The 18,520-nt window shown below is 73.1% G+C and carries 13 protein-coding genes and 1 pseudogene; 13 read left to right on the forward strand and 1 reads right to left on the reverse strand.

The window, feature by feature from the left end; translation table 11 throughout:
- Positions 1-316: 316 nt before the first annotated feature.
- Positions 317-703 (forward strand): annotated as a pseudogene (locus ACVUH9_RS03670) (type II secretion system F family protein); the annotation flags it as partial.
- Between the two features lie 153 nt (positions 704-856).
- On the opposite strand, the gene ACVUH9_RS03675 reads toward ACVUH9_RS03670, so the two are convergent.
- On the reverse strand, positions 857-2,602 hold the full coding sequence (locus ACVUH9_RS03675; RefSeq protein WP_475754053.1) for a DUF3352 domain-containing protein: 1,746 nt from the start codon (positions 2,600-2,602) through the stop codon (positions 857-859).
- Positions 2,603-3,073: 471 nt separating this feature from the next.
- Between ACVUH9_RS03675 and ACVUH9_RS03680 the strand changes: the two genes are divergently transcribed.
- From ACVUH9_RS03680 to ftsZ, 12 genes are all read left to right on the forward strand, one after another.
- The gene (locus tag ACVUH9_RS03680) at positions 3,074-3,559 is read left to right on the forward strand and encodes a division/cell wall cluster transcriptional repressor MraZ (RefSeq protein ID WP_475754055.1); all 486 of its coding nucleotides are present in this window, start codon (positions 3,074-3,076) and stop codon (positions 3,557-3,559) included.
- Between the two features lie 3 nt (positions 3,560-3,562).
- Positions 3,563-4,576 carry a 16S rRNA (cytosine(1402)-N(4))-methyltransferase RsmH gene (gene rsmH / locus ACVUH9_RS03685; protein ID WP_475754057.1) on the forward strand — a complete coding sequence of 338 codons (1,014 nt, stop codon included), beginning with the start codon at positions 3,563-3,565 and terminating at the stop codon, positions 4,574-4,576.
- Complete coding sequence (locus ACVUH9_RS03690) at positions 4,573-5,598, forward strand: hypothetical protein (protein ID WP_475754059.1); 1,026 nt, start codon at positions 4,573-4,575, stop codon at positions 5,596-5,598. Before rsmH ends, ACVUH9_RS03690 begins: the two co-directional genes overlap by 4 nt.
- A gap of 103 nt (positions 5,599-5,701) precedes the next feature.
- Positions 5,702-7,411, forward strand: a complete 1,710-nt coding sequence (locus ACVUH9_RS03695) for a peptidoglycan D,D-transpeptidase FtsI family protein (protein WP_475754061.1) — start codon at positions 5,702-5,704, stop codon at positions 7,409-7,411.
- A gap of 130 nt (positions 7,412-7,541) precedes the next feature.
- Positions 7,542-9,014 (forward strand): UDP-N-acetylmuramoyl-L-alanyl-D-glutamate--2,6-diaminopimelate ligase, encoded by a 1,473-nt coding sequence (locus tag ACVUH9_RS03700; protein WP_475754063.1) that lies wholly within the window; start codon positions 7,542-7,544, stop codon positions 9,012-9,014.
- Positions 9,007-10,383, forward strand: coding sequence for a UDP-N-acetylmuramoyl-tripeptide--D-alanyl-D-alanine ligase (locus ACVUH9_RS03705; protein WP_475754065.1), 1,377 nt, complete (start codon positions 9,007-9,009; stop codon positions 10,381-10,383). Before ACVUH9_RS03700 ends, ACVUH9_RS03705 begins: the two co-directional genes overlap by 8 nt.
- Before the next feature lie 5 nt (positions 10,384-10,388).
- Positions 10,389-11,357, forward strand: coding sequence for a phospho-N-acetylmuramoyl-pentapeptide-transferase (mraY, locus tag ACVUH9_RS03710; protein ID WP_475754067.1), 969 nt, complete (start codon positions 10,389-10,391; stop codon positions 11,355-11,357).
- Between the two features lie 176 nt (positions 11,358-11,533).
- On the forward strand, positions 11,534-12,919 hold the full coding sequence (ftsW, locus tag ACVUH9_RS03715; RefSeq protein WP_475754068.1) for a putative lipid II flippase FtsW: 1,386 nt from the start codon (positions 11,534-11,536) through the stop codon (positions 12,917-12,919).
- Positions 12,831-14,051: a UDP-N-acetylglucosamine--N-acetylmuramyl-(pentapeptide) pyrophosphoryl-undecaprenol N-acetylglucosamine transferase gene (locus tag ACVUH9_RS03720; protein WP_475754070.1), complete on the forward strand. Its 1,221-nt coding sequence runs from the start codon at positions 12,831-12,833 to the stop codon at positions 14,049-14,051. The genes ftsW and ACVUH9_RS03720 overlap by 89 nt, the downstream gene beginning before the upstream one ends.
- A gap of 304 nt (positions 14,052-14,355) precedes the next feature.
- Entirely contained in the window at positions 14,356-15,696 is a 1,341-nt protein-coding gene (gene murC / locus ACVUH9_RS03725) for a UDP-N-acetylmuramate--L-alanine ligase (protein ID WP_475754072.1), read from the forward strand.
- 156 nt (positions 15,697-15,852) lie between these two features.
- On the forward strand, positions 15,853-17,082 hold the full coding sequence (locus tag ACVUH9_RS03730) for a cell division protein FtsQ/DivIB (protein WP_475754074.1): 1,230 nt from the start codon (positions 15,853-15,855) through the stop codon (positions 17,080-17,082).
- A gap of 198 nt (positions 17,083-17,280) precedes the next feature.
- Positions 17,281-18,396 (forward strand): cell division protein FtsZ, encoded by a 1,116-nt coding sequence (gene ftsZ, locus ACVUH9_RS03735; RefSeq protein WP_475754076.1) that lies wholly within the window; start codon positions 17,281-17,283, stop codon positions 18,394-18,396.
- Positions 18,397-18,520: the final 124 nt, after the last annotated feature.

An 18,520-nucleotide genomic window follows, 5' to 3' on the forward strand; every position in this document is an offset into this window, starting at 1 on the left:
GACCCGGGGCGACCTGGGATGGCTGGGATCGTTGCTGGGCCTCGGCCGGCGCATCGGCTACACCGTCGGTGGTCGTCTGCCCGCCGGGACCGATGCCGCTGAGCGGCTCGAGGCAGCCGGGCTGACGCCGGCGATCAGCACGGCGGATCTCGGCGCAGCTCGCGGCGCGGGGGTCATCGTTGGTGCGGGGGCCGCGATCGTGTTGGCGCCCGTGGTGGGCGCGGGAGTGCTGCTGCTCGTGGGGGCGGCCCCGCTGGCGTTCCTGTTGCTGCCGGACCTCCTGATCGGGCGCCGGATCCGCGGTCGGGCGGAGACGATGCTGATCGAGCTGCCGGACACGATCGATCTCGTGCGGATCGTGTTGCGTGGCGGCTGGTCCGTGCCCGAGGCGCTCGCGCGCGTGGGCGCCCACCGGCCGGGTCTGCTCGGAGCCGAGCTGCGCCGGACGGCGGCGGAGATGCGCCTGGGCGTCGAGACCGAGCGTGCGTTGGTGCAGCTGCGACGGAGATGCCCGGCCGCGGGTGCTCCGGAACTGGTCGCGCAGCTGGTGCGGTGCCATCGGCACGGAGCGGACGCGGGGGACGGGCTGCGGGCGTTGGCCGACGACCTCCGGGCCCGCCGGTCACGGGCGGCGATCGACCGCGCGGCGCGGGCGGCGCCGAAGATCCAGCTGGTGGTCGCGCTGCTGCTGGTGCCCGCCGCGATGCTGCTGATCGCCGCGGCGCTCCTGCAGATGCGCGAGCAGGGTCCGCGCGACGACGGCCCCGGAAGGGCGGCGGTGCCGGCGCCTGGATCGGTTCCGGCGCGACTGCTCGGCGCGCGCCACGGATCCCCGTGGCGCGCGCGGCGACCGGGTCTAGCGGCCCGGCTTGGTGTCGTTGATCGGCCGACCGTCGAAGTCGACGGCGACCGTGCTGCGCCAGGTGGTCGGGCCGGTGTCGACGCTGGAGGCCGTGATCAGCTTGATCCGCTTGACCACGTCGATGATCTGGGTGAGGGTCGGATCCTCGTCGACGGGAAGGCTCTGCAGCAGCAGCGACAGCGGCTGCGGGTCGATCAACAGGATCGGCGCGTCACCATCGAGCGCGGCCTTCGCCGACGCGTAGATCGGATCGGTGGAGAGCTTCGCCGTCGGGTCGAAGGCACCGGTCACCGAGGTGGTGCCGGGCCCGATCGCCACCCGTGCGCCCTTGATCCCGGCCGCGATCTCGAGCGGCAGCGGGCCCCCACTGATGGTGATGGCACGGTCGGTGCCGGAGATCTTCCGCGGCGCCACGTCCATGCCGCCCTGGTCCTTGGCGAGGCTGCCCAGGTCGTCGAGCAGCTGCCCGGCTGCCGCGGCGTCCTGCATGTCGAGGACGATCGCGCCACCGGCCGACGTCAGCGAGTCACCGTGGACGGAGAGCGCGACGGTCCGGACCTTCTCCAGCGTCGTGGCCAGGTCCTTCGGCAGCTTCTCCCCGAGGGCGTCCTCGAACTGCTTCAGCGCGTCCTGGGGGCTGGCACCGTCGGCACCGGCCAGGAACGACTGGTCCGCGACGCCGAGGCCGAGCGCGATCCAGGAGTTGGACGGCAGCGCGGCGAGCGTGTCCGCGCTGTCCTTGCCGGACGTCGAGGTCTTGCCGTCGGCGGTCTTCGGCCGGGTGCCGCCGATCTTCAAGCGCACCTGTCCGGGCTTGGCCTCGAGGGCCAGCGCCATCGTCATGTCGACGTTCGGGATGTTCCCGCCGGGCAGCGAGTCCTGCAGCTTCTCGCTCTGCTCACGCAGGCGATCGAGCTGCTCGCGGTCCGACGAGGAGAGCCCCTGGTTCTGGGCGACCCCGTCCGCGCTCTCGTTCAGCGAGGACAGGGCGGCTTCGAGGCCCTCCGCCTGCTGGAGGTCGAGCCACGCGGCGGCGAGCGGATCGGTCGAGTGGACCTGGCCGATCGCGGCCTTGAAGCGCGGGTTGTCGGCCAACGAGTCGCCCTTGGCGGCGGCGATGGTCGCCTTGACCGCGGCTGCGGTCCCGACCGCGAAGGTCTTGTCGCCGATCCAGGCCAGCGTGTCGTCGCCCTTGTCGCGGTAGACCTGCTGGCCGTCGACGGTCTGCTTGGACGCACCCTTGCTCAGCGCGGCATCGAGGGCCTTGCGCAGCGCCGAGGCGTCGCGCACCTCGGTGACGAGGGCCGCTTCCGGGTCGCCGGCCGTCTTGCCGGCCTGGTCGCCGCTCTTCCCGGCGGTCACCGGCAGCGCGAAGGTGCCGATGTGGTCGCCGAGGTAGGGGAGGACGTCCTTCTCGAAGCTCTTGCCGCCGCCGAGCTCGTCGTCGAGGTCGAGGCCGTCGATGATCGCCTTCTCGGGATCGGCGACGCCGAACAGGCCGGTGAGCTGCTCGATTGCGGCCTTGCCGTCGCCGGTCGGGCGGATCGTCGCCTCGGCGAACGCAGCTGCGCGCGCGGGGACGTCGTCGGCGAGGGCGAGCTGGAGCGGCGCTCCCGTCGCAGCAGCGTCCTTCTTGGGGGCGTCGTCGCCGCCGCAGCCGCCCAGGGCTAGCGCTCCGGCGAGGAGCGCGGCGACGGGCACGGCGCGGCGCACATGGGGAAGACGAGAGATCGCGGTCATGGGTCCGGTCATGGGTCCTTTCGGCCGGAGCGGCCATCGAGTTGGCCGATCGGCGATCGAGCTGGGCCGATCGTACGGGCTCGCGGCCGTACTTGAGCCTCCACCGTGCCCCACCAGGTGCCCCACGATGCCCCACCGGGGGCCTCCGCCTCCGCAGGGAGCGGGTCTTTTGGACCCCAATGTTCCTGATTTGAGCGAACTTGCGACCGAACATGCGTTCTAATTTTCTCTGCAACGGTTCCTGCAGGAAGCGGCGATCTGGACCTCAGGTTGCCGTAATCCTGCTCCGCCATTGCGGTTATGGACAGCGAACGTATGTTCCGCCGGAAGCGGAGGTACGCTCGAGTGGGGCGGAGCCCCAGATTCGTGGTGCAAGGTGGGTCGCAGTGGGGTATCTTCCTCGCAGCGAGTCGGGCCGGGGGCGGTTCCTCCCACCGCCCTCCGGCCCGGCTCGCACCGGTCAATCCGCCGGTGTCGCTCGTGTCGGACCTCCAGCTCCAGTCCCAGTTCGAGCTCACCCTCGACGCCAAGAACCGCCTTACGATTCCGGCGCGGTTCCGCGATCCCTTCAAGGCTGGCCTGGTCCTCGTCCGCTCGCATGACGTGCCCGCCGTCGGCGTCGAGCCGGTCGCCGACTACCGCTCGTTCGTGCAGCAGTCGCTCGCCGGTCGTCATCCGCTCGATCCGAGCACCCGCCAGATCGAGCGCTTCCTCAACTCCGCCGCGACGCCGGCCGAGCTCGACGGGCAGGGACGCGTGACGATCTCGCCGCTGCTGCTCGAGCACGCGAAGATCACCGGCAAGGACGTCCTGCTCGTCGGCAGCGGCCGCCGCTTCGAGCTGTGGGACCGCGACGGCTGGGCGGCATACCAGCCGCAGCTCCAGGATGCGATGCTCGACATCGCCAACGCGATCGGCGGGCAGGCGTTCCCGCCGCCCGCGACCGACGGCTCCTGACCGATGGAAGACTCCGCCGAATCCCGCGACGACGCCGTCGTCGACCCGCACGACGAGACCCCCACCGCGCCCCACCTGCCGGTGCTCGCGACCGAGCTGCTCGACCTGCTCGACCCGCAGCCGGGCCAGCGGATCGTCGACGGCACCTTCGGGGCCGGCGGACACGCGGCCCTGGTCGCCGCTCGGCTCGGAGCCGAGGGCGAGCTGGTCGTCGTCGACCGTGACCCGGTCGCGCTCGAGATCGCCGCCCGCTTCGCGGCCGACGCGCCGTGCAAGGTCCGGATCGTCGCGGCACCGTTCGCCGACGCGCTCGAGGGGCTGGCCGAGGAAGGGTTCACGGCCGACGGGGCGTATTTCGATCTCGGCATGTCCTCGATGCAGATCGACCAGGCGGACCGTGGGTTCGCCTACACCCAGAACGCCCCGCTCGACATGCGGATGGGCGTCGGTGCCGACGACACGCCGCTCGCGAGCGCGGCCGAGATCGTCGCCACCTGGGATGAGCGCGATCTGGTGCGGATCCTGCGCGAGTACGGCGAGGAGCGTTACGCCCCCAAGATCGTGCGCGCGATCGTGCGCGAGCGTGCGCGTCAGCCGATCGCCACCACCGGGCAGCTGGTCGAGCTGATCACCAACGCGATCCCGACCCCGGCGCGGTTCGTCGGCGGTCACCCCGCGAAGCGGACCTTCCAGGCGCTGCGGATCGCCGTCAATGACGAGCTGGGGCAGATCGACCGCGCGCTGCCCGCGGCTTGGAGCCTGCTCGGCGTCGGGGGACGGCTGGTCGCGATCAGCTTCCACTCGCTCGAGGACCGTCGCGTCAAGCGCTTCTTCGCGGACCTGCTGCGCGGTTGCATCTGCCCGCCCGATCTTCCGGTCTGCGTCTGCGGCAACACCCCGAAGGCCGAGCTGCTGAGCAAGCGCTCGATCGTGGCGACCGAGCAGGAGCAGGAGCAGAACCCGCGCTCGCGCTCGGCCCGGCTGCGTGGTGCCCGTCGGATCGAGCAGCCCGCATGAGCGCGGCCCCCGCCCCGCACTCCCGTCAGCGGGCCCGGGATCGCCCCGGTCCGCGAGGACTCGTCTCGGCCCCGGAGCCGGCCCCGGCTCCCCGGCCGTCGCGCGGCCCGGGTCGTGCTGCGCCCGCCCGCCCGGCCCCGAAGAAGCGTCCGGGACCGGCGCCGCGCAAGCCGCGCCCGGGAGGCCCCGCGACCACGCCGCTCGGCATCCGGATCGCCCTGCTGCCGATCCGCCTGGCGCTGGTGCCGGTGCGGCTGGCGCTGGTCCTGCTCGGGCGGCTGACCGGCGGCCGTCCGTGGCTGATGCTGGTGCTGCTGCTCGGCTGCGGCGTGATCGCGCTGCACGCCGCGACCCTGAAGACGAACCAGACGATCGCCAACCGCGAGGTCCAGATCGGTGCGCTGGAGCGCGGCAACGCGACCCTCCGCAAGGACGTCGCCGAGCTCGGCTCGCCCGAGCGGGTCAGCCGGATCGGTCGCGAGAGCGGCATGGTCGTGCCCGACCCCGAGGGGATCGGCTACCTCGACGCGCGCAGCATCGACGCGGCGCGTGCGGCCAGCCTGATCGGCGCACCCGTCGCGAGCTGGCTACCGGCCCCGAACGCGTCCGCCCAGAACGGCAACGCGCCGGCCGCCGACGACGGCACCATGGCCGACGGCACGACGCCGCCGTCCGGGACGGCCACGCCGGGGACGACGCCGGCACCGACCGGCCAAGCGACGTCGCCCCCGAGCGGTGCCGCGACCGGCCAGGCGCCGAGCGGGGCCACCGCCGGAGCGCCGACGGCGAACCAAGGTGGGGCCGTCGCGGGCGGCGCCACCACCGGAACGGGCACCGCGGCCCCGACCACCGGCACGACGGGGACCGGTACGGGCACGACCGGGACCGGCGCCGACACCACCGCCAGCGGAAGCGGCACGACCGGCACCGGCAGCGGCAGCGCGACGGGCACCGGGACCACCGGTACCAGCGGCACGGCGGGAGCCGCCGCGGGCACCGGCGGCGCGACGCCCGGCGGCTGAGCCTCCGCCCCACCGCGTTCGGCGCCCCTCCGGGTGACCGACGCCACACCCGCCCCGGGGGCGTCCGCGCAGGAGACCGCGGCCCGGTGGCGAACGGGCAGGCATGTACGCAGATCGCCGCCTGCGCGTGCTCTTCTCGATCGCGATGCTGCTGGTCGCCCTCGCCGGTCTCCGCTCCGTCTGGTTCGCGCTCGCTCGCGCCGACTCGCTGAGCGGGATGGCCCGGGGCCAGCAGGTCAGCACCCGCGACATCCTCGCGCTGCGGGGGGAGATCGCCGACCGTCACGGCACGCCGCTGGCGGTCAGCGAGCCCGCGGCCGACGTCTCGGTCAGCTCCAAGCAGGTGCTTGAGCTGCGGCAGCAGACGCCGCCGCAGGAGCCCGCGCAGATGGCGGCGCTGATCGCCGAGGCCTTCAAGATGCCGGAGGCCGAGGTCCTGGCGAAGCTCAACAGCGGCAAGGGCTTCGAGTACATCGGGCGCAGCGTCCCCGACAACCAGATCCAGGCGCTCAAGGACCGTGCGAAGAAGCTCCAGGTGCGTCTGGTCGGCCTGACCTTCGAGCCGCGCAACCGGCGGATCTACCCCGGCGGGCCGCTCGCCGGCCAGCTGCTCGGGGCCTACGGGACCGACGACAAGGCCCTCTCCGGCCTCGAGTACGCGCTCGACGGGCAGCTCAGCGGCACCTACGGCAAGGACCGGCAGACCAGCGCCGGATCCGGCAGCGCGCTGCGGACCCAGGTCGAGAAGCAGATGGTGCCCGGCAAGAACGTCGAGCTGACGATCGACAGCCGGGTCCAGGAGATGACCGAGACCGCGCTCAAGGACATGGGCGAGAGGTTCCGGCCCAAGAACGCGACCGCGATCGTGATGCGGCCCGACGGCGAGGTCCTCTCGATGGCCAACTGGCCGCGGGTCGACCCGAACAACCCGGCCGGCTCGCCGCCCTACGCGAAGACGAACTTCGCCACCAGCCTGACCTACGAGCCCGGTTCGACGTTCAAGGCCGTGCCGGTCGGGGGTGCGCTCCAGGACCACGTCGTCACCCCCACGAGCCAGTTCGTCGTCCCGTACACGCTGCAGGTCGCCGACCGCCCGATCAGCGATTCCCACGAGCACCCGACCGAGGTCATGACCCCGGGCGAGATCCTCGCCCAGTCGTCGAACGTCGGCGCGATCAAGGTCGGGATGGCGATCAACAAGAAGCTCGGACCGGACGCCTTCGACGGCTGGATGCGCAAGTTCGGCTTCGGCTCCAAGACCGGGATCGGGCTGGGCGAGGAGCAGGGGATGCTGCTGCCGGTCAAGGACTACTCCGGGTCGACGATGGGCAACCTGCCGATCGGTCAGGGGCAGCTCGTCACGCCGATCCAGATCGCCAACCTCTACGCGACGATCGCCAACGGCGGAATGCGCCGCCGGCCGACGATCGTGCGGAAGGTCGACGGGAAGCCGAGCGCCCGTCCGGCCGGCACCAGGATCCTGCGGCCGGCCGTGGCCAAGGAGCTGCAGGGGATGCTCAACGGCGTCTTCGAGCCCGGCGGCACCGCCTCCAACGTCCAGGTCCCGGGCTACACGCTGGCCGGCAAGACGGGCACCTCGAACGTCTTCGACGAGAAGCTCCAGGAGTACGCCGAGTTCCGCAACGTCGCCTCGGTGGCCGGCTTCGCCCCGGCCAAGAACCCGCAGGTCGTGATCGTGGTCGTCGCCAACGAGCCGGCCGGGGGTGGCTTCGGCGCGACCGTGGCCGGCCCCGCGTTCGGGGAGATCGCCCAGCAGGTGCTGCCGTACCTGAAGGTCCCGACGACCAGGTGAGCAGGGCGGGCGGCGGGCGTCGGAGCCGCACTGCGCGGTCGATCGCGGACTCTTCGGGTCTCCCGAACGATCCGCGATCGACCCCCCGTAAGGGGTGGCGACCGAGCACACGCTCTAGGCTCCACGGGCGATGAGGCTCGGAGATCTGTTCGACCACGCACCGCGCGAGAGCGCGGACGTCGGGGTCACCTCACTGGCCTACGACGACCGCCGCGTGGACGCGGGGACGGTCTTCTTCTGCGTGCGCGGATTCAGCCGCGACGGCCACGACTTCGCCGACCAGGCGGTTGAGCGCGGGGCGGCGGCGCTGGTCGTCGACCACCCGCTCGACCGCGGCGTGCCCGAGATCCTGGTCGACGACGTGCGCGCGGCGATGGCCCCGGCCGCGGCGCGGCTGGCGGGCGACCCGACCGCGCGTCTGCGGACCGTCGGGATCACCGGCACCAACGGCAAGACGACCACGGCCTTCCTGGTCCGCGCGCTGCTCGAGGCGGGCGGGATCCAGACCGGCATCCTCGGGACAGTGACCCAGATCGTCGGCGGCCACGAGCGCGACGCCGGACGGACCACGCCGGAGGCGATCGACCTCCAGCCGACCTTCGCCGAGATGCTGGCCGGCGGCGACGACGCCTGCGTGATGGAGGTCTCCTCCCACGCGCTCGCGCTCGGCCGCGCCGACGCGATCCACTGGGCGGCGGCGATCTTCACCAACCTGACCCAGGACCACCTCGACTTCCACGCCGACATGGAGGACTACTTCGTGGCCAAGACCCGTCTGTTCTCCGCCGCCGGCGCGGTCCCCAAGGTGATCGACATCGACGACGACCACGGTCGCCGGCTCGCCGCGATGCACCCCGACGCGATCACGGTCGCGCTCGACGCCGAGGACGCGCAGGTCCGCGCGCTCGACGTCGAGAGTGGCCTCCGCGGCAGCAGCTTCGTGCTCGACGGCCGCCGGCTCTCGACGCCGCTGGCCGGGCGCTTCAACGTCCGCAACGCGCTTCAGGCCTACGTCGTCGCGACCGCGCTCGGGGTCCCCGCCGAGACCGCCGCTGCGGCCCTGGCCGAGGCGGGCCGGGTTCCCGGGCGGCTGGAGCCGGTCGACGTCGGCCAGCCGTTCGCGCTGCTCGTCGACTACGCCCACACCCCGGACTCGCTGCACAACGTCCTGACCGCCGCTCGCGGCGTCATCGGCGCCGGCAACGGCCGCGTGATCTGCGTGTTCGGCTGCGGGGGCGACCGCGACCGCGGCAAGCGCCCGCAGATGGGGGAGATCGCCGGCCGTGAGGCCGACGTGGCGATCGTCACCTCCGACAACCCCCGCAGCGAGGATCCCGAGGCGATCCTCGACCAGATCCTGGCCGGGATGGGAGACGCGTCGGCGACCGTCGAGCGGATCGGCGACCGCCACCAGGCGATCGTGCGGGCGGTGACGCTGGCCGTTCCCGGCGACATCGTCCTGATCGCTGGCAAGGGCCATGAGCAGGGCCAGGAGCTGGCCGACCGGACCGTGCCGTTCGACGACCGCGTCGTCGCCCGCGAGGCGCTGACCGCCGCCGGCTGGCCCACCGCCGGCCGCGAACAGGAGGACGCGCATGCGTGAGCAGGACGCCCACTGGATCGCCGAGGCCGCCGGAGCAACGCTCCATCGCGCCGAGCCAGCCGCCGCTGCGCCGTCGAGCCCGGCGCCGGCGGACGCGAGCGCCAACGCGGCCGACCCGACCGATGCGACGCCGGCCGTCGGCCCGACCTCGGTGGCGATCGACAGCCGTGCCGTCCCGCCGGGAGCGCTCTTCGTGGGGATCCCCGGGGCCCGCGCCGACGGGGGCGCCTACGCCGCCGACGTGCTCCGGGCCGGCGCCTGGGGCGTCCTGGTCCGCCCCGAGCACGCCGAGGCGGCCGCAGCGGTCAGCGGCGGGACGATCCTGCTCCACGACGATCCGGTCGCCGCGCTCGCCGCGCTCGCCCGCGCCTGGCGCCGGCACCTCGGCGCGACCGTCGTCGGGATCACCGGATCGGTCGGCAAGACGTCGACCAAGGACCTGCTCGCCGCGATCGTCGGTCCGCACCGCCGGACGGTCGCCACCGACGCCAACTTCAACACCGAGATCGGGCTGCCGCTGACGATCCTCGGCGCCCCCGCCGGGACCGAGGTCCTGATCCTCGAGATGGCGATGCGCGGCGCCGGCCAGATCGCCGAGCTGGCGCGGATCGCCGAGCCGGACGTCGGCGTGATCACCAACGTCGCTCCGGTCCACGTCGAGCTGCTCGGCTCGCTGCAGGCGATCGCCGACGCCAAGGCCGAGCTGCTGCACGGCATCGTCCCCGGCGGGACCGTGGTGATCCCGGCCGCCGAGCGGCTGCTGGACGCGCACCGACCCCACGGGGTCAGCGTCGTGACCGTCGGACCGGGCGGCGACGTCGAGGACGCTCCCGCCGGCCTCCGGCTCGCCGACGACGTACCGTTGACGGTCCGCCGCAACCTGCCCGCCGCGGTCGCCGCCGCCCGCGCGATCGGGATCGAGCCCGAGGGCACCGTCAACCCGACGATCTCGGCGATGCGTGGCCAGCGCCTGCACCTGCCCGGCGACGTCGTCGTGATCGTGGACTGCTACAACGCCAACCCGATGTCGATGACCGCCGCCCTCGACGACCTCGAGGCGTCCGCGACCGGGCGCCGCGTCGCGGTGCTCGGCGACATGCTCGAGCTGGGGCCGGACGAGCTGCGCTTCCACGCCGAGATCGGTGCCCACGCCCGCAGCGTCGGCGTCGAGCTGCTGATCGTCGTCGGGCCGCTCAGCCGGCACACCGGCACCGGCTTCGGCCGGGGCGTCCAGTGGGTCGAGGACGCCGCCGCGGCGGCCACGCTCGTGCCGCAGCTGCTGGAGCCCGGTGACACCGTCCTCCTGAAGGCCTCACGGGGCGTCGGGCTGGAGCGGGTCGCCGACGCGCTGCGGGCCGGGGGGAACTGACCGCCGTGCTGCAGATCTTGATCGGCGGGACCGCCTCGATGCTGATGTGCGTCTTCCTGGCGCCGCGCTTCATCGAGTGGCTCCGCCAGAAGTCGTTCGGCCAGTACATCCGCGAGGAGGGCCCGGCCGGCCACCAGAAGAAGGCGGGCACGCCCACGATGGGCGGCCTGATCATCTTCATCGCGATCTCGGTCCCGTTCCTGCTCCTGACCGACTGGGACTGGCGGGCGGTCGGCGTCTGGCTGGCCGCGGTCGGCCTGGCCGCGATCGGCTTCGTCGACGACTGGACCAAGGTCGTTCGCAAGCGCTCGCTCGGCCTCAGCGGCAAGGGCAAGCTGCTGGCGATGGTGGCGGTCTCGCTGCTGCTCTGGTGGGTGGCGACCCAGAAGGCCCACCTCGACCCGACCGTCCGCCTGCGGCTCTTCGACCTGACGATCGACCTCGGGCCGCTCTACCCGGTCTGGATCTACCTGGTGGTCGCGTTCATGTCGAACGCGGTCAACCTGACCGACGGCCTCGACGGGCTTGCGGCCGGCGTCTCGGCGATCGTCCTGACCGCCTACATCGGGATCACCTACCGCGCGACGGGGGCCAGCGACCTGGCGCTGCTGGCCGCCTGCTCGGTCGGTGGCTGCGTCGGATTCCTCTGGTACAACGCGCACCCAGCGACGGTCTTCATGGGCGACACCGGGTCGCTGGGCCTCGGCGGCCTGGTGGCCGGGATCGCGATCATGACCAAGACCGAGGAGCTGCTGCTCGTGATCGGCGGCGTCTTCGTGGTCGAGGCCGTCTCGGTGATCGTGCAGGTGTTCTCGTTCAAGACCTTCCGCAAGCGGGTCTTCCTGATGGCGCCACTGCACCACCACTTCGAGATGAAGGCGTGGTCGGAGACGAAGATCATCCTGCGGTTCTGGATCGTCGCGATCGCGTTCTCCGCGATCGGCTTCACGCTCTTCCAGCAGTCGCTGAAGTAGCCGCGGCGCCGGGCCGTTGCGGGCTCCCGCTCCGGTCCGACCGACGGGCCCGCGGCTGCGCTTCGGCCCGGACCGGCGGCACGCTCGCCGCCGGCGCGGCGGACGCCGTGGCGGTCTCCGGGACGAACCGGCGCGATCGGGGAGGGTTCCCATAATCGGGGGCGAACACGCACCTGATGAAGCGTGCCGCCCGAGCCCCCGAACTCCGTCGCGAGTACGAGCGCCTGCTCGGGATCGTGCTCGTCCTGGTCGTGCTCGGGGCGATCTGGGTCTACAGCGCGTCGAGCTCGGAGCAGATCCTCCAGAACGGCAGCAACGGCACCAACTACCTGATCCGCTACATCATGTTCGGGGCGCTCGGGTTCGCCGCGCTCGCGGCCGCCTCGCGCTACGGCGTGGGGGCGATCCGCAAGGCGACCGGGCCGGTCCTGGCGATCTCGCTCGTGCTCTGCCTCGCGGTCGTCCTGCCGGGCCTCGGCCGCCAGGTCAACGGTGCCTACCGCTGGCTCGGTCCGGGCGCGATCGGCTTCCAGCCGTCGGAGCTGGCGAAGTTCGCGATGGTCGCGTTCCTGGCGATGCGCCTCTCCCACCGGCGGACGCCGATGCGGCAGATCCCCGACATCAAGATCGAGCTGATCGCGCTGGCGATCCTGATCGGGATCGTCGCCGGGATCCAGCGCGACCTCGGCACCGCGATCGTGATCACCGGGGCCAGCATCTGCGTGCTCGTCGCCGGCGGGATGCCGTTGCGGTTCTTCCTGCCGCTCGGGGCGGTCGCCGGCGTCGGCCTGCTGATCCTGATCGGGATGCATCCGTACCGGATGGCCCGCATGACCTCGTTCCTCTCGCCGATGGCCGACGCCTCGGGCACCGGCTACCAGGCGACCCAGGGCCAGATCGCGATCGGCTCCGGAGGGCTCCTCGGCAACGGCCTGGGCAGCTCGGTCCAGAAGGCCGACTGGCTGCCGGAGGCCCACACCGACTTCATCCTCGCCGTGGTCGGCGAGGAGCTCGGGGCGATCGGGATCCTGATGCTGCTGATCCTCTACACCGGGATCGTCTACACCGGCCTCCAGATCGCCGACAAGACCCGCGGCCAGTACCAGAAGCTGCTGGCGGTCGGGGTGACCGGCGTGATCACCTGCCAGGCGCTGCTGAACGTCTGGGTCGTCCTCGGGATCTTCCCGCTGACCGGCGTCCCGCTGCCGTTCATCTCCTACGGCGGCACCAACCTGATGGTGCTGCTGGCGGCGGTCGGGATCCTGCTCAACATCGCCCGCGGGACGCCGTACCTGGAGCCGGTCCCGCTCGAGGACCCGCCGCCGCGGACCCGCCAGCGGACGCCGCGACGGGAACCGGCCGAGCGTCCGGCCCGCCGTCCGAGCCGGGTCCCCGGGCCGCGGGTGGTCCGCCCGGCCTTCAGCACCGCGCGTGCGGAGGCCGAACGACTGGCCGATGCGTCACGCTTCAACGGTGACGCAGCAGCAGACGATCGTGATCGCAGCCGGGGGGACCGCGGGGCACGTGGTGCCGGCGTTGGCCGTCGCCGACGCGCTTCGTGAGGACGGCCACCGGGTCGTCTTCGTCGGCGGCGACCGCGAGGAGGCCCGACTGGTCCCGGAGGCCGGCTACGAGCTGCGCCAGATCCGGGTCGAGGGCCTCAGCCGCTCGAATCCGCTGAAGGCGGCGCGCGCCGGCGTCCGTGCCGTCGGCGCGGTCGGGGCGGCGCGCCGGATCCTCCGCGAGCTGCGCCCGGACGCCGTGATGGGCGGCGGTGGCTACGTCGCCGGCGTGGTCGGTGCTGCCGCCGTCTCGCGCCGGCTGCCGCTGGTCCTGACGGAGGCCGACAGCCACCTCGGGATCTCGAACCGGGCGCTTGGTCGCCGTGCGCGGCGCGTCTGCCTCGGGTTCCCGATCGCAGGACGCGACGAGCCGAGCTTCCTGGTGACGGGCCGGCCGGTGCCGGAGCCGTGGACCGACCGGGCCGCGGCCCGGGCCCACTTCGGGCTCGACGAGCGGACGCCGACGGTGCTCGTCTTCGGTGGGTCGCTCGGGGCCCGATCGGTCAACGAGGCCGCGATCGTGGGGCTTGCCGGACTGCGGGCGCCCGCGCTCGACGGCAAGGGCGAGGCCGAGGTCGCGGTCCTGCATGCGGCCGGTCGGCGGGACTACGACGCGCTGCGCGAGCGGGTGGCGGCGGGAGCGGCGGATGCCGCCGGCGCGTCAGGGCCCGATCGAGATGCGGGCCGGGCCCCGGGTGCGGGTGCGGGCCCGGGTGCGTCGTCGGATCTCGGCGGGACAGCGGCCGGACCCACGACCGCGGGCGCCTACCAGCTGTTCGACTACCTCTCGCCGCTGAGCGTGGCGCTCGCGGCCGCCGACCTGGTCGTCGCGCGTTCGGGTGGTTCGATCGCCGAGGTGACCGCCCACGGGCGGCCGGCGATCCTGGTCCCGTACCCGCATGCTGCTGCCGACCACCAGGCGGCCAACGCGCGCTGGATGGCCGAGGCGGGGGCCGCGATCGTGATCGCCGACGGCGAGCTGAGCGCCGACGGGTTGCGCGCCACGGTCACCGAGCTGCTCGGCGACCGCGAGCGGCTGGCGGCGATGTCCGCCGCCTCGGCGGCCCTGGCCCGGCCGAACGCGGCGCGGGCGATCGCCGACGAGGTCGTCGCGGCGGCGTTGGGGGACTGAGGCCGCGGCGGGCGTCAGTGGGGGGACTGATGCGGATTGACGGTCGTATAGGCCCTAGATCCGCATCGGCCCTGGGGCACCCGCCGGCTGATGCGGATTGACGGTCGTATAGGCCCTAAATCCGCATCGGCCCTGGGGCACCCGCCGGCTGATGCGGAATACCGTTCACCGGCAACGCCAATCCGCATCGGCCCGCCCGTCGACCCAGCGCCCGCCCTGCGACCGACGCTGGCCCGTCGACCCAGCACCCACCAAGGCGACCGTCGAGGCCCGCCGCCTGCGCCGTCGACTAGCCTCACCGCCGATGAGCTCCCTGCCCTGGAACGGCCGCCGGCTCCACATCCTCGGGATCGCCGGTGCCGGCATGAGCGCGCTGGCCGTGCTCGCGCGTGGGCTCGGCGCCGAGGTGACCGGATCGGACCGCAACGAGAGCCGCTACCTCGCCGGGGTCCGGGAGGCGGGGATCGCCGTGACGATCGGGCACGACGCCGCCAACCTGCCCGACGGCGAGGTCGAGGTCATCCACTCGACCGCGATCCCCGAGGACAACCCGGAGCGGGTCGAGGCCCGTCGCCGCGGTCTCCCGGACCGCTCGCGGCACCAGCTGCTCGGCGAGGTCTGTGCCCAGCACCGGGTGATCGCCGTCGCCGGCGCCCACGGCAAGACCACGACCTCGGCGATGACCGTGCACGCGCTGCAGGGTGCGGGGGAGGACCCCTCGTACCTGGTCGGCGGGATCCTCCACGCGACCGGCCGCAACGTCCACTGCGGCACGTCGCCGTGGCTCGTGGTCGAGGCCGACGAGTCCGACCGCAGCTTCCTCGAGACGCACCCCGACGTCGCCGTCGTCACCAGCGTCGAGCTCGACCACCACGGCACCTACGGCTCGCGGGCCGACCTCGACGCCGCGTTCCGGACGTTCCTCGCCGACGCCGCCGAGCGGGTCGTCTGGGACCAGCCCGAGCTGGATCGGCTGCTGCCGACGGCCGGCGAGGCCGGCCGGACCCACCGCTACGACGTCCGCGAGATCACCGCCTACGACGGCGCGATGCGCTTCGGCTGGCAGGGTCGGACGGTGGCCCTACGCCAGCCCGGGATCCACAACGCCTGGAACGCCTCCGCGGCGCTGACGGCGGCGACCCTCGCCGGTGCCGACCCCGACCGGGCGGTGGCCGCGATGCTGAGCTTCCCGGGGACCGGGCGACGCTTCGAGCAGGTCGGGACCGGCCCCAACGGCGCGGTCGTCGTCGACGACTACGCCCACCACCCGACCGAGGTCGCGCGGACGATCGAGGCCGCCCGGACGCTCGAGCCCCGGCGCGTGGTCGCGGTCTTCCAGCCGCACCTGTACTCGCGGACCCAGATGCTCGCCGCCGCATTCGGCGAGGCGCTGGCGCTGGCCGACGTGATCTGCGTGCTCGACGTCTATCCGGCCCGCGAGCGCACCGAGGACTTCCCGGGGATCGACGGGCGCACGATCGCCCGGCTGGCGGCCGACGCCGCGGGCGGACGCACGGTGGTCTGGCTGCCGACGGTCGCCGACGCGCTCCAGCGGCTGCCGGGGATCCTCCGGTCCGGCGACCTCTGCCTCTGCATGGGCGCCGGAGACGTCGACGCCGTGTCGCACGGCCTCGTCGCCGGCTGAGGCCCGCCGGGGTCGGCGGGGAGACTCCGTCGCGGCGCGGTCGGAGGGGAGCCACCCGCTCGCGGCGCCTCCTCGTCCGGATCCCGATCCGGATCCCGACGCGGATCCGCCGCCGCGGCGGGAGGGACGGGGGGCTTCGCGGCGAACGGGGGCTTGATGCCGCTTTCGTCCTTCACCGCGCGCCTGCAGGGAGCCGGCGCCTCGCTGCCGCGCCGGCGCGTCTCGTGGCGTGGCCGACCCGCCGGCACGACGTCGGGGGCAGGCGTGACCCGCAGCTCGGGCGGCCGTCGCCGGCTCGGCGTGCTCGTCGGCCTCGTCCTGATCGCCCTGCTGGTGGCCGTCTACCTCGGCGTCCGGATGAGCGGGCTCTCGGCGGTCCAGGAGGTGACCGTCGTCGGCGTCCGCGGACCGGAGGCGACGAAGATCCGAGCCGCGATCGAGCGGGCGGCGCAGGGCCAGAGCACGCTCGGCTTCGACGACGACGCGATCCGCAAGGCCGTCGCCCACAACCAGAGCATCACGGGGATCAAGGGCCACACCCGCTTCCCGCACGGCGTCCAGATCGAGGTCCAGCAGCGGCTCGCCGTCGGCGCGATCGAGAGTGGCGGACGCCGGGTCGCGGTCGCGGCCGACGGCACCTTGCTCGCCGACTGGCCGGCGGGGACGTTGCCGGTGATCCGCAACGGCCGCGCGAACGACGGGCGGCTGGTCGCCGGTCAACGCGCCGCGGTCGAGATCCTCGGCGCGGCCCCGGCCGCGATCCTGGCGAAGGTCGCCCGGATCGACCAGACGACGATCGTGCGCCTCGCCGACGGCCCCGCGCTGCTCTTCCGGGACACCAACCGGGTGAACGCGAAGTGGGCGGCGGCGATCGCCGTCCTCTCCGATCCGAAGACGGTCGGGGCGACCTGGATCGACCTCCGGATCCCGGAGCAGCCGGTCGCCGGCAGCGGCGCCCCGCCGACCCTCCCGAAGCACGACGCAGCGGTCGCCACGCCCCGGACGGCGACGGGCACGGGGGCGGCGACCGGCGGTGCCGGGACGCCCGCGGCCGGCGCGGCGGCAACCCCCGGCGCGACGACGAGCCCGGCCACCGGGACCGGCCAGACCGGCGCCGCCACCTCGGTCGACGGGGCCGCCGCGGGGCCGGGAACCGACGCTGGGGTCCAGGCTCCGGCGGCCGCGGGCGGCACCACGAGCCCGGCCCCCGATGTGGCCGCCAACGGCGCCGCGACGACGAGCGGGGCGGCAGATACACCGTCGACGGCACGATCGGGCGTCACGGATTCGACGAGTTCCGGCGCCGCGGGAGCCCCGACCGGCGCGACCGACCCGTCAGCCATGAACACCAGCGGTACGACGGCTGAGGCCCAGAACCAACCCTGAACTTGAGCCTCAGGCTCGGGTACTTGAGGCTATCGTCGACGTCGAGATGTAGCCCTGCAATCCCCGTTGCGTGCCTATGATTACGGTTGACAACGCGGCGTAAGCACGCCTAGCTTGGCCGTCTGGGCGCACGCGGGCGGGACGACCCTTTCGTCCTTCACCTTCAAGCGCACCCCCAGGACCGGAGACAACAGACTTATGGACGCCACCGGCAGCTACCTCGCCGTCATCAAGGTCGTCGGCGTCGGCGGCGGCGGCACCAACGCCGTCAACCGCATGATCGACGCGGGCCTTCGCGGCGTCGAGTTCATCGCCTGCAACACCGACGCTCAGGCGCTGCAGATGTGCGACGCCGACATCAAGATCACGATCGGGTCCGAAGTGACCCGGGGACTCGGCGCGGGCTCCAACCCCGAGGTCGGTCACGCGGCGGCCTCCGAGTCACGCGACGAGATCCGTGACGCGCTCAAGGGCGCCGACATGGTCTTCGTGACGGCGGGCGAGGGTGGCGGCACCGGCACCGGTGCGGCTCCGGTCATCGCCGAGATCGCCAAGGGCGAGATCGGTGCGCTGACCGTCGGCGTCGTCACGCGGCCGTTCTCGTTCGAGGGCAGCCAGCGGATGCGTCAGGCGGAGGACGGCATCAACCGTCTGCGCGAGGTCGTCGACACGCTGGTCGTGATCCCGAACGACCGCCTGCTCGGCCTGGTCGAGAAGCGGACGTCGATCCTCGACGCCTTCCGCTCGGCGGACAACATCCTCCGCCAGGGCGTCCAGGGCATCACGGACCTGATCACGATCCCGGGCCTGATCAACCTCGACTTCGCGGACGTCCGGACGATCATGCACGACGCCGGCACGGCGCTGATGGGCATCGGCCAGTCGGCCGGCGAGACCCGCGCCGGCGAGGCGGCCAAGGCCGCGATCGCGAGCCCGCTGCTCGAGGACAACGTCGAGGGCGCGACCGGCATCCTGCTCAACATCACCGGCGGCCGTGAGCTCGGCCTGTTCGAGGTCAATGAGGCCGCCGAGATCGTCCAGCAGGCCGCCGACGGCAGCGCCAACATCATCTTCGGCGCCGTGATCGACGAGGACATGGGCGACGAGATCCGGGTCACCGTGATCGCGACCGGCTTCGACAAGACCCGCGGCAGCCGCGCCAGCGCGTCGTCGACGTCGCGCCCGAGCCGCCCGAGCGAGCGTCCCCGGCGTTCGGTCGAGAGCGACCGCGACCGCGTCCCGCGCGTCGAGCGTCAGCGCTCCTCGCTGGAGATCGGCGACGACGACATCGATATCCCGGCCTTCCTCCGCTAGCGGTGGTCTGAGGCGGCCGTATGCCGTCGCATCTCGGCACGCACGACGCTCGGCAGGGCTGGCGCCCAGCTCTCGCATCGCGCGCACCGACCTGCTCGGCCTACGACCACCTCAAACGCAACCG

This window comes from Patulibacter ginsengiterrae, assembly GCF_056269115.1.

Excerpts from the sequence above, each read along its gene's own strand:
- murC (WP_475754072.1), top strand. The coding sequence starts at position 14,356 with ATGAGCTCCCTGCCCTGGAACGGCCGCCGGCTCCACATCCTCGGGATC.
- ACVUH9_RS03675 (WP_475754053.1), bottom strand. The coding sequence starts at position 2,602 with ATGACCGCGATCTCTCGTCTTCCCCATGTGCGCCGCGCCGTGCCCGTC.
- ftsZ (WP_475754076.1), top strand. The coding sequence starts at position 17,281 with ATGGACGCCACCGGCAGCTACCTCGCCGTCATCAAGGTCGTCGGCGTC.
- rsmH (WP_475754057.1), top strand. The coding sequence starts at position 3,563 with ATGGAAGACTCCGCCGAATCCCGCGACGACGCCGTCGTCGACCCGCAC.
- ACVUH9_RS03705 (WP_475754065.1), top strand. The coding sequence starts at position 9,007 with ATGCGTGAGCAGGACGCCCACTGGATCGCCGAGGCCGCCGGAGCAACG.
- ftsW (WP_475754068.1), top strand. The coding sequence starts at position 11,534 with ATGAAGCGTGCCGCCCGAGCCCCCGAACTCCGTCGCGAGTACGAGCGC.
- ACVUH9_RS03695 (WP_475754061.1), top strand. The coding sequence starts at position 5,702 with ATGTACGCAGATCGCCGCCTGCGCGTGCTCTTCTCGATCGCGATGCTG.
- ACVUH9_RS03730 (WP_475754074.1), top strand. The coding sequence starts at position 15,853 with ATGCCGCTTTCGTCCTTCACCGCGCGCCTGCAGGGAGCCGGCGCCTCG.
- ACVUH9_RS03690 (WP_475754059.1), top strand. The coding sequence starts at position 4,573 with ATGAGCGCGGCCCCCGCCCCGCACTCCCGTCAGCGGGCCCGGGATCGC.
- ACVUH9_RS03700 (WP_475754063.1), top strand. The coding sequence starts at position 7,542 with ATGAGGCTCGGAGATCTGTTCGACCACGCACCGCGCGAGAGCGCGGAC.